This window comes from Pseudomonas sp. NPDC008258, assembly GCF_042956345.1.
Classification (GTDB): Bacteria; Pseudomonadota; Gammaproteobacteria; order Pseudomonadales; family Pseudomonadaceae; genus Aquipseudomonas.
Map to the genome: position 1 here is coordinate 20808 of NZ_JBIBGE010000051.1, position 9726 is coordinate 30533.

At 59.5% G+C, this 9726-nt stretch carries 9 protein-coding genes; 3 read left to right on the top strand and 6 right to left on the bottom strand.

Going from position 1 to position 9726, the window contains the following annotated elements; all coding sequences use genetic code 11:
- Positions 1–2: 2 nt before the first annotated feature.
- The 3 genes from ACFY9W_RS27295 to ACFY9W_RS27305 form a co-directional block, all read right to left on the bottom strand.
- Entirely contained in the window at positions 3–1013 is a 1011-nt protein-coding gene (locus ACFY9W_RS27295) for a glycosyltransferase (RefSeq protein WP_391137416.1), read from the bottom strand.
- Positions 1010–2158, bottom strand: coding sequence for a UDP-4-amino-4-deoxy-L-arabinose aminotransferase (gene arnB / locus ACFY9W_RS27300; protein ID WP_391137418.1), 1149 nt, complete (start codon positions 2156–2158; stop codon positions 1010–1012). Before arnB ends, ACFY9W_RS27295 begins: the two co-directional genes overlap by 4 nt.
- 353 nt (positions 2159–2511) lie before the next feature.
- A complete protein-coding gene (locus tag ACFY9W_RS27305) occupies positions 2512–3831 on the bottom strand; it encodes an FAD-dependent oxidoreductase (protein ID WP_391137420.1) in 1320 nt (439 codons plus the stop codon).
- Between the two features lie 203 nt (positions 3832–4034).
- On the opposite strand from ACFY9W_RS27305, the gene ACFY9W_RS27310 reads away from it, so the two are divergent.
- Complete coding sequence (locus ACFY9W_RS27310; protein WP_391137422.1) at positions 4035–6167, top strand: TonB-dependent siderophore receptor; 2133 nt, start codon at positions 4035–4037, stop codon at positions 6165–6167.
- A 69-nt stretch (positions 6168–6236) separates the two neighbouring features.
- Here the strand turns inward: ACFY9W_RS27310 and ACFY9W_RS27315 are convergent, their stop codons facing one another.
- The 3 genes from ACFY9W_RS27315 to ACFY9W_RS27325 all read right to left on the bottom strand — a co-directional run bounded on the left by ACFY9W_RS27315 (position 6237) and on the right by ACFY9W_RS27325 (position 8196).
- Entirely contained in the window at positions 6237–6527 is a 291-nt protein-coding gene (locus ACFY9W_RS27315) for a DUF1330 domain-containing protein (RefSeq protein WP_391137425.1), read from the bottom strand.
- 47 nt (positions 6528–6574) lie between these two features.
- On the bottom strand, positions 6575–7135 hold the full coding sequence (locus ACFY9W_RS27320; protein WP_391137428.1) for a YbhB/YbcL family Raf kinase inhibitor-like protein: 561 nt from the start codon (positions 7133–7135) through the stop codon (positions 6575–6577).
- A 101-nt stretch (positions 7136–7236) separates the two neighbouring features.
- Positions 7237–8196, bottom strand: coding sequence for a GntR family transcriptional regulator (locus ACFY9W_RS27325; protein WP_391137431.1), 960 nt, complete (start codon positions 8194–8196; stop codon positions 7237–7239).
- A 285-nt stretch (positions 8197–8481) separates the two neighbouring features.
- On the opposite strand from ACFY9W_RS27325, the gene phbB reads away from it, so the two are divergent.
- Together phbB and ACFY9W_RS27335 are read left to right on the top strand one after the other, a co-directional pair.
- Positions 8482–9225 (top strand): acetoacetyl-CoA reductase, encoded by a 744-nt coding sequence (phbB, locus tag ACFY9W_RS27330; RefSeq protein ID WP_391137434.1) that lies wholly within the window; start codon positions 8482–8484, stop codon positions 9223–9225.
- A gap of 82 nt (positions 9226–9307) precedes the next feature.
- The coding region (locus ACFY9W_RS27335) for an SLC13 family permease (protein WP_391137437.1) at positions 9308–9726 on the top strand (419 nt) is incomplete at its 3' end.

Consider the following 9726-nt stretch of genomic DNA (forward strand, 5'->3'; position numbering starts at 1 on the left):
GATCAGGATTCCAGTGCAGAACGGTGTGCGATGAGTCGTGGCGTGGCGGTCGAAGCGTTGCCCAACGGTGCGCGATGAATGCTTTCGATAAAGAAGCGAGGCCTTGCGCGTACATCGTTGTAGGTGCGCCCCAGGTATTCCCCCAGCAGGCCCATGCCAAGCAATTGCACGCCACTGAACATGAACAGCACGGCGAAGAGCACGAACATCCCGTTGCCTGCCCATGCCGCGCCCAATGCGAGGCGCATGATCATGAGCAGCACGGCAAACAGAAACCCTGCGCTGGCAAGTGCAGCGCCGGCGATGCTCAACAGGCGAAGAGGGGTGGTGGTCATGCAGGTGATCAGATCGAACATCAGGTTGATCAAGCGCATGGGGCTGTACTTCGATTCACCGTGTTCACGCTCTGCGTGAGCCACGTTGATTTCACAGGTATGCCGGGAAAAACTGTTGGCGAGAATAGGGATGAACGTGCTGCGTTCGCGGCAGGCGAGCATGGCGTCGACAATGTGCCGTCGGTAAGCACGCAACATGCAGCCATAATCGTTCATGGCCACACCGGTCGAGCGCTTGACTGCCCAGTTGATCACGCGCGACGGCCAGCGTCGCCAAGCGGAGTCCTGGCGACGCTCGCGCACTGTTCCGACCACGTCGTAGCCCAATGCCGCCTGCCTTGCCAGGCGAGGAATTTCCTCCGGAGGATTTTGCAGGTCAGCATCCAGCGTGATGACCACATCGCCCTGGGCGTGCTCAAAGCCAGCAAGAATGGCCGCGTGTTGGCCATAATTGCGGTTGAGCATGACTGCCACCACATGACTGCCTGGCTCCAGTGCAGCTTCTTTGAGCAATGCAGGGGAGCGGTCGCGACTGCCGTCGTCCACCAGAATGATTTCATACGGCTGTGGCAGTTGGCTGCACGCGGTTTCGGTGCGCATGAGCAGCTCGGCCAGGCTCGCTTCCTCGTTGTAGACCGGGATGATCACGGACACAAGGTTGACGGGATAAGGTTTCAACACTTGGCCTCCAGTACATCTTCAACGGCACTGACTACGCGGTCGACGTCGCTTTCTCGCATGTCAGGAAAAAGCGGCAGTGAACACAGCCGCGATGAATTCCACTCGCTGTTGGGCAGGTTTGGCTGATTCCCCTGGTCTGCGTAGAAGCGATGCAAGTGGGTGGCGATGAAGTGAATGCCGGTACCGATGCCTCTGTCCTTGAGCGCTTCCATGAAAGTGTCCCTGCTGAGCCCGCATCGGGTCTGGTCGATACGTACGATGAGCAAATGCCAGGCATGTCGCTGTTCGTGATGTGGCAGGTGCAGCGGATCGAGCGGGAGATGCGACAATTTTTCCAGGTAGCGCATGGCCAGGCTTTCCCGCCGTGAGCGCAAGGTTTCCAGGCGCTGTAGTTGCACCAGGGCGATTGCGGCGTTCATGTCAGGGAGGTTGTATTTGAAACCTGGCTCGATCACTTCGGCCTGCGGCCGCCTTCCCAGATTCAAGCGGTCAAACGCGTCGACGCCTAGTCCATGGAATTTGAGTCGTCGCGCCCGCTCGGCCAGCGCGTCGTCATCGGTGACGAGTACGGCGCCTTCGGCACAGGTAAGGTTCTTGATCGCGTGGAATGAGAAAATAGCGGTACCGGTATGGCCTACCGGCGCGCTGCGATAGTGGGTGCCCACTGCATGAGCAGCGTCTTCGATAAGCCTGATGCCATGCTTTTGCGCCAATGCCCGTAAGGGCAGGAGATCGAGAGAGGCGCCCGCGTAATGCACCGGAATGATCGCGCGAGTCCGTGGGGTGATTGCCGCTTCTACCTGTTCTGCCGTGCACATCAGCGTGTCGCGGTCCACATCGATGAAGACGGGTTTTGCCCCGAGCAAGGTAATGATGTTGGCGGTGGAGACCCACGTCAGGGAGGGTGTGATGATTTCATCGCCCGGCCCGATGCCAAGGGCCAAAAGCGTGACGTGCAGGGCGCCGGTAGCTGACGACATGGCTACCGCGTGACGACAGCCTATGTATGCAGCGAAGCATTGTTCGAGCTCATGATTTTTGGGACCGGTGGTTATCCAGCCTGAGCGCAGGACTGCTTCAACGGCCGCGATTTCTTCTTCGCCGATACTGGGTCGGGAAAAAGGCAGGAATTGTTCGGTCATGGAGACCTCGGGAGGGAAGGGTAACTATAGGAAGCGGGGTGCAACGAGGAACGAGGCGCAGATTAGGCGGGTGTTGTCGAGAATCGTTTAACGAATTATCAAGAAGTCATCAAACAGTAAGGGACCGCGTACCGAGAGTTTGGGAAGGCGCTGTGTGGTGCTCGCAGGGGGCGTAGTTCAGGGGGTGGCAGGACTGATCAACAAGACGAGCGTGCTGGATGCGTTGTAGCAGGTTCAAGGCTAAACCAGGATCTTGCGGCCTGCCCATCAGCGAGGCGCGTTGGGTTCGGTGATATCGCCCTGACTGGCCTGCCACAGGCGGGGGTGGCAAGGTCAGTCATGGTCAGTGTCGTTCAGCTTTCCTTGCCGGCGCGAAGTTGGCCCCAACGCAGGTTAACGTTCACACCAATGCTCAGGAAAGGTTCGGGCGGGTTGCGATTCGGGCCATCGGAGTCAAGCAGGAAGTCGATCAGCTCGTTCCGGTCACCCGCCAGCCAATCGGCAAGCAGTGTGCCGGTTGCCGTTCCGCGGGTGATCCCCAGGCCGTTGCAGCACAGCGCGGCATGAATGTTCGGTGCCAGGCTACCGAAGTGTGAAAGATGATTACGTGACAGGCACATCGAGCCACCCCAGGTGTATTCAAACGGCATGCCTGTAAGCATCGGGAAACGCCTTTCGAAAGAAGAGCGGTGCTGGCGTTGTGCGCGGTCCAGGTATCGTTGATGGGCGCGGCCGTCCGGGTTGAAGCTGAAGCTGTTACGTACCAGCAGGCGCTGGTCGGGAGTACGGCGCAACGTGCTACCGAATGGGTCTGCGGGGATGACCCCCCATGTACGTTTTCCGCCCAGGCGTTCCTGCTCCTGCTCGGTCAAAGGGCGAGTCATGCTGGCATAGGTAAAAATCGGCAGCAGGCGACCCACGAGGAAGCCGAAATGGCTGGCGAAGGCGTTATTGGTCAACAGCAACTGCTCTGCAACGATTTCGCCGCCCGCATGCTTGAGGGTGGTGCGTTGTCCTTGCTCAAGGTGTGTGATGACCGTGTTTTCATGCAACGTCACGTTGCTTGGCAGGGAATCGGCCAGGCCCTTGGCCAAGGCTGCGGGCTGCAGCAGTAGGGTGCCCGGGGTCCACAGCGCCTTGCGGTAGAACCCGGTACCCAAGTGGTCCTGCACATCGCGACCCTCGAACATCTCATAAGGTTGGTCGAGCTTGTCCAGGCCAGTGCGGTACGCCTCAAGCACTGCCAGCCCCTTAGGCTCGATTGCTGCCTGATATTTGCCATCCGGGCGTAGTTGGCAGTCGATGCCGTGCTCGGCGACCAACTGTTTGATGATGGCTTGGGCGTGCAGGTTGAGCTTCAGGTTCATCCGCGCGGTGGGTAAATGGCCGATGTAATCGGCCGCACCGATATCGTGGGGCAGGTCAATGGCGAAGCCAGAGTTGCGGCCGGATGCGCCAAACCCGACTTGCTGGCCTTCCACCAGAATGATGTGATCGTCAGGGTAACGCAGCGCCAGTTGCCTGGCTGCGGCGAGGCCGGTGAATCCCGCGCCCAACACCACCCAGCGTGCCTCGCTACGGCCTTTGTGAGCGGGACGTACGCTGCGGGCCGGGCTCAGGTGAAACCAGCCGCAACCATTATCGTCTGCGGGAGTAGAAGTGTTTCTGTACATGCGCGTCTTCTTGGGGTTGTTTTGGCGCGACTATGTCATTCGTGGCAGGCCATAAATATAACGTGCAGGACGGAAAATCTGACGCCTGTCCCGCACGGCTGCAGTGCGACGGAAAGTAATTGCCAATGCGAATTAGTTGCAGATAGGATGCGCGCGCTTTCTCATTCCTCTACTACTTTCGTCTAATTTCAGGGTTGTCATCGATGCGTCGCACGATCGTTTCGCTGTGCCTGCTTCACGCTACGTCACTACCTGCAATGGCGGGGCAAGCTCCTGCTGCCGCGCCTTCCGGCATCGAGCTCGAGGCGGTGAACATCAATGCCAACACCCCTGATGACGAGCGTGCCGATGGGCCGGTCCAGGGCTACAAGGCCACTCGCTCGGCCAGTGCCACCCGCACCGACACGGCCCTGCACGAAACACCGCAATCGGTCAGCGTGGTGCCCAAGGATGTGCTGCAAGACACTGGCGCCACGCGCCTGCAGGACGGCCTGGACTACGCCGGCGGTGTGGGCCGCGCCAACAACTTCGGCGGCCAGGGCCTGACGACCTTCACCGTGCGTGGTTTCACTACCGGCGAGTTCTACCGCAACGGTTTCCCGATCAACCGCGGCTATCCCAACGCCCCGGACGCCAATACCGTCGAGCGCCTGGAAGTGATCCGTGGCCCGGCTACCAGCCTGTACGGCCGTGGCGACCCCGGTGGTACGTTCAACGTGGTCAGCAAGCAGCCCCTGCCAGAGTCCAAGGTCACCCTGGGCAGCCAGTTCGACGACCAGGGCATGCACCGCGCCACGCTGGACGCCACTGGCCCACTCAACAGCGACGGCTCGCTGGCCTATCGCCTGAATGTGCTGGGTGAAGGCGGTGAAAGCTTCCGTGATGACGTCGACAGCGAGCGCTACGATGTTGCGCCAGTGATCAGTTGGCAGGTCAACGACGCCACGAAGGTGGTTTTTGAAGGCGACTTCATGCGCAACAACCACCCGCTGGACCGTGGCCTGACCCGTTACGCCACCCAGACCGGCAGTGCCTCGCGCGACACCTACATATGGGAAAAAGGCAGCGACAACCTGCTGCACAACGACAACAACATGGCTCAGGTGCGTTTCGAGCATTTGCTGAACGACAACTGGACACTGGCCGGAGGTTTCCAGTTCCTCGATGGCTCGCTCAAGGGCAACGCTGTCGAAGCCAATGGCGCACCGGTTGATGGCCGTACGCTGCAGCGCAACTTCAACTACCGCAAGCTGGAATGGACTGATCGTGACTGGCAACTGAACCTGACCGGGCATTTCGATACGGGCGGTTTCAGCCATACCTTGCTGACCGGCGTCGAGTACGAGAACTACGACTACAACTCGATCATTCAGCGCTCCTCTGCGGCCAATGGCACCTACCCTATCGACATCTACAACCCGGTCCTGGGCCAGACGCGGCCAGCGCTTACCCGCACCACCACCTGGGACAAGGAAAACCTGCGGACCTGGGCCTTCTTCATCCAGGACCAGGTGGCGCTGACCGAGCGCCTGAAGGCGCTGGCAGGGGTGCGCTTCGAGCGCTTCGAGCATGACTACGACAACAAGCTGACCGATGCCGGCGATTTCAGCAAGGGCGAGAACGGGGTCACGCCGCGCTTCGGCCTGCTCTACGACCTGACCGATACGGTTGCGGTTTATGCCAACACCGCACGCTCGTTCAAGCCCAACAGCGGCACGCCCTTTGGGGGAGGTGGCTTTGATCCGGAAAAAGGCAAGTCCTACGAACTGGGCGTGAAGTGGGAGCCGCTGGATCGCCAGCTTAGTGTGGATGCAGCGGTGTACCACATCGTCAAGGAAAACGTGCTCACCCTGGATCCGGCAAACACCAACTACAGCCTGGCCGCTGGCGAGGTGCGCAGCCGTGGCCTGGATATCAACATTGCTGGCAACATCACGCCGGAGTGGCGTGTGATCGGCGGCTACGCCTATGTCGACGCTGAAGTGACCAAGGACAACCGCCTACCCACCGGCACACGCCTGGCGAACATCCCGCGCAACACGTTCAGCCTGCTCAACACCTACGAATTCCAGGACGGCTTTGCCAAGGGCCTTGGGCTGGGGGTTGGGGTGAAGTATGTGGATGATCGCAATGGCCAGACCGAGGCGGTGACCTACAACATGGACCAGTACACCGTGGTTGACCTGCTGGCTTTCTACAAGGTCAACGAGCACGTGCGCCTGAACCTGGACGTGAAGAACGTGTTCAACAAAGAGTACGACGAGGGGGCGTTCAACCTTTACGCCTACCCGGGGGCACCTCGGACAGTGCAGGCCGGCGTCGCCTACACGTTCTAAGCGCGGCGGGTGCGGTCACCAGCAGCTACCGACCTTTCTGTAGCTGTTGGTGACTGGCTTGCACTGACGTTACGCCAGATCACCCTCAATGATGATCATTTCCCGGCTTGCGGCGCGTAATGCATAGCCTTTGGCTTCAGTGTAGGCGGGGTCTGCATAGCAAGCCTTGGCCAGGGCCAGGCTGGGGAACTCGACGGCCAGGACGCGGCTGCTGGTCAGGGTTTCCACGACCTGGTCAGCGTCGAGCACCTTGACCTTGGCCTGGTACTTTTCACTGATGGGCCCCCATAGACGGGCATACTCGCTTTGCGCCTCGGCATCGGCGACGGCTGAGCCGAAGATGATCCAGTAACCTTTCATGCATGCTTCTCCAACGTCTCTAGTGGTGCGGTGTAAGTGCTTGCCGTTCACTGGCCATAGCGGCCTACGATCGACTGCGCTGCCAATGTCTTGCCCTGGAGTTTCGCCAACAACTCGTCCCGGCTCAAGCTGGGTGGGAGGTCGCCCGGAGCCAGGGTGGTGGCGATGACGGTCAGGGTGTAGTGGTGCGGGTGATCGCTGGCAGGCGGGCACAGCCCGCGGTAAGCCTGCTCGCCGCTGACGTTCTTGCCGACAGTGATGCCGGGCAGGCTGCGCTGGCCATCTCCTTCACCGATGGACCCGCGCCGGGCGTCGATGTTGTAGGCGACCCAGTGAGAAACACCCAGCCCTTTCTGACCATCGGGGTCGTGCATCAATATTGCGATGGAGGCTGTGTTGGCCGGCGCATTGTGCCAGCTCACCTGAGGCGTGAGGGCGTTGCCAGACCCGCACTCGACACTGGTGCCGGCCTGCCGCTTGCTGATGATGTCACCGTCCTGGTAAGACGTTGAGCTGATTTCGAATCGCTGGGCATGTGCCATGCTTGAACCCAGTGTCAGCGCTAGCGGTACGATCCAGGTCAGGCTGCTGCCAATCCATTTGTGCATCATAATACTCCAGTATCCCAATCGTTTGGCGTCAATGATTGAATATTGGAGTGGATATGTGCAAACGATTTCGCGTGTAAATTGTCGCGCACCGACCGGGCTCAACCCGATTCAGTGCGCTGTTCAGCGATTCTGGCCTCATGCGCAGCCTTCAAGCGGCTTACGTGGTCCAGGTGTCGGCGCAGGTAATCGGCCGCCGCTTCACGTTGGCCGGATTCGATCAGGTCAAGGAGTTCGATGTGCTCGCGGCATTGCTGGATCAGTCGCGGCCTGTCGACGTTCGCCTTGTACGCCATGAAGCGGCGCAGTTGGTTTTGTCGGCGGATGGATTCCAGGAAAAACGGGTTACCCGAGCAGCGCACGATCAGTTCATGCAACTGCGCGCCGATCTGGAACAACTGAGAACGGGACAGCGTGAAAATCTCGCCGGCGAGCAACGATTCCTGGACCTTGCGCGCCTTGGCGAAAGCGACCTGGTCCACTTGATAGCCAGGCTCGAGCAAGGCCGCCGGCTCTACCGCCATGCGAAAGCGGTAGCTCTGAATGTGAGCGTCCGTGTCATGCAGGAAAGCATTGGTGCTCCAGCCTTGACCGGGGTTGCGTTCGATCATGCCTTCACGAGCCAGGCGGTTGAGCACCTTGATGATCTGGCCGCGCGGCACTGCGTATTTGCGCATGAGTTCGGCTTCGAAGAAGGACGCGCCGATGTCTCCGGCCAGCACATCATCCACCACCCGTAGGTAGAAGTCTTCGAAGGTGTCCACTTCCAGGGGCAGTTTGCCCGTGTCGACACTGCGCGCATCACAGGTCAGAAAAAACCCACGGTTAGGTTCCTTGACCGCCAGCCCCAGTTCCTCCAGCAGTGCGAAGCCACGGCGAATAGGGGACCGGGACACTCCCAGCTCCTTGGCAAATGCCTCTTCACGCAGGGGGTCTCCCGAGCGCATCGAGCGGGCACGTGCCATGTCGAGAATCCTGGGCGCCAATTGGCTGGCAAGATCCTTGCGGATAGGGGAGGTCAGGGTCGTCAATGCAGGGTATCCGGCAGAAATTTTGTCCATCAAAGCCTGCATCACTATATCGCATCGGTGCCTACGAAGCATGGGTGCCATCCGTCAGCAGAGCGCGGAGATACATTTGAATGACAACATTGCACTTGCATTTACAAAAATGCAGGTCCAAAGTGAGTGCTGCCATCGTTCAACACGGCGTCAGGATCGCGAGCAGCGCTTGCGATTGGAGCGATCAGCGTAGATTGTACTGCGTTGGTTGTTGGTACAATATTGGGCGCATTTGCCCATTGGCTGTTGCTGCTCCCTACAAAAATACAAAAGGAGTAAACGTCTATGTCCAAACGAATCGCTTATGTCACTGCCGGTATGGGTGGCCTGGGCACCGCGATCTGCCAGCGGCTGCACCGGGATGGTTTCAAGGTCGTCGTCGGCTGTGGCCCAGACTCCCCCCACAAGACGCAATGGCTGCTCGAACAGCAGCGTAAAGGTTTCGACTTCATCGCCTCGGAGGGCAATGTCGCAGACTGGGAGTCCTGCAAGTCCACCTTCGACCGTATCAAGCAGGATATCGGCCCGATCGATGTGCTGGTCAACAATGCCGGTACGGCTTGCAATGTGGTGTTCCGCGACATGCAGCCGAGCGACTGGGCGACGGTGATCGACACCAACCTCAACTCGCTGTTCAACGTGACCAAACAGGTCATCGATGACATGGTGTCGCGCGGCTGGGGGCGGGTAATCAATATCTCGTCGGTCAATGCCCAGCTGGGCCAGGTTGGCCAGGTCAACTATTCGACCGCCAAGTCCGCGATCCGTGGTTTTACCCGGGCGCTGGCGCGTGAAGTGGGCTCGCGCGGGGTCACGGTGAATACGGTTTCTCCAGGCTTCATCTCCACACCTAAGCTGAAGTCCATCACCAGCACCGCCATGATGGACCGTCTTATCCACGACATTCCTGCCCGTCGGCTCGGCACCCCTGAAGAAATCGCCGCCATCTGCGGCTGGCTGGCATCCGACGAGTCAGGCTATGCCAATGGTGCGGACTTCTCGCTCAATGGCGGGTTGCACATGAGCTGACGACTCGTCGCTCAGAACCTTGATGCGCCCGTTACGGCGCTGACCCACAACAATAATTGTATTTCAAGTCAAGGTGGTACAAATGCTGTCACTTCTTGGATACGGCATGATCGTGACCTTCATGGCCCTGATCATGACCAAGCGCCTGTCACCTCTGGTGGCCATGACCACGGTGCCGATCCTTTTCGCGCTGATCGCGGGCTTTGGCCCGGACATGGGCGACATGATGATCGAAGGCCTGCGCAAGGTCGCGCCAACGGCCATCATGGTGATGTTCGCCATTCTCTACTTCGGCCTGATGTTCGATACCGGCCTGTTCGATCCCATCATCAAGAAATTCATCCAGTTGATCGGTGGCGATCCGATGAAGGCCGTGGTGTTCGCCGCATTGCTGGCAGGCCTGGTATCGCTCGACGGTGACGGTTCGACCACCTACATGATCACGGTCACGGCCATGTTGCCGTTGTTCAAACGCATGCGCCTGGATCCGCTGGCGTTGAC

Coding starts and splice junctions, on each gene's coding strand:
- ACFY9W_RS27320 (WP_391137428.1), bottom strand. CDS start 7,135: ATGCACAAATGGATTGGCAGCAGCCTGACCTGGATCGTACCGCTAGCG.
- ACFY9W_RS27325 (WP_391137431.1), bottom strand. CDS start 8,196: ATGGACAAAATTTCTGCCGGATACCCTGCATTGACGACCCTGACCTCC.
- phbB (WP_391137434.1), top strand. CDS start 8,482: ATGTCCAAACGAATCGCTTATGTCACTGCCGGTATGGGTGGCCTGGGC.
- ACFY9W_RS27315 (WP_391137425.1), bottom strand. CDS start 6,527: ATGAAAGGTTACTGGATCATCTTCGGCTCAGCCGTCGCCGATGCCGAG.
- ACFY9W_RS27305 (WP_391137420.1), bottom strand. CDS start 3,831: ATGTACAGAAACACTTCTACTCCCGCAGACGATAATGGTTGCGGCTGG.
- ACFY9W_RS27310 (WP_391137422.1), top strand. CDS start 4,035: ATGCGTCGCACGATCGTTTCGCTGTGCCTGCTTCACGCTACGTCACTA.
- arnB (WP_391137418.1), bottom strand. CDS start 2,158: ATGACCGAACAATTCCTGCCTTTTTCCCGACCCAGTATCGGCGAAGAA.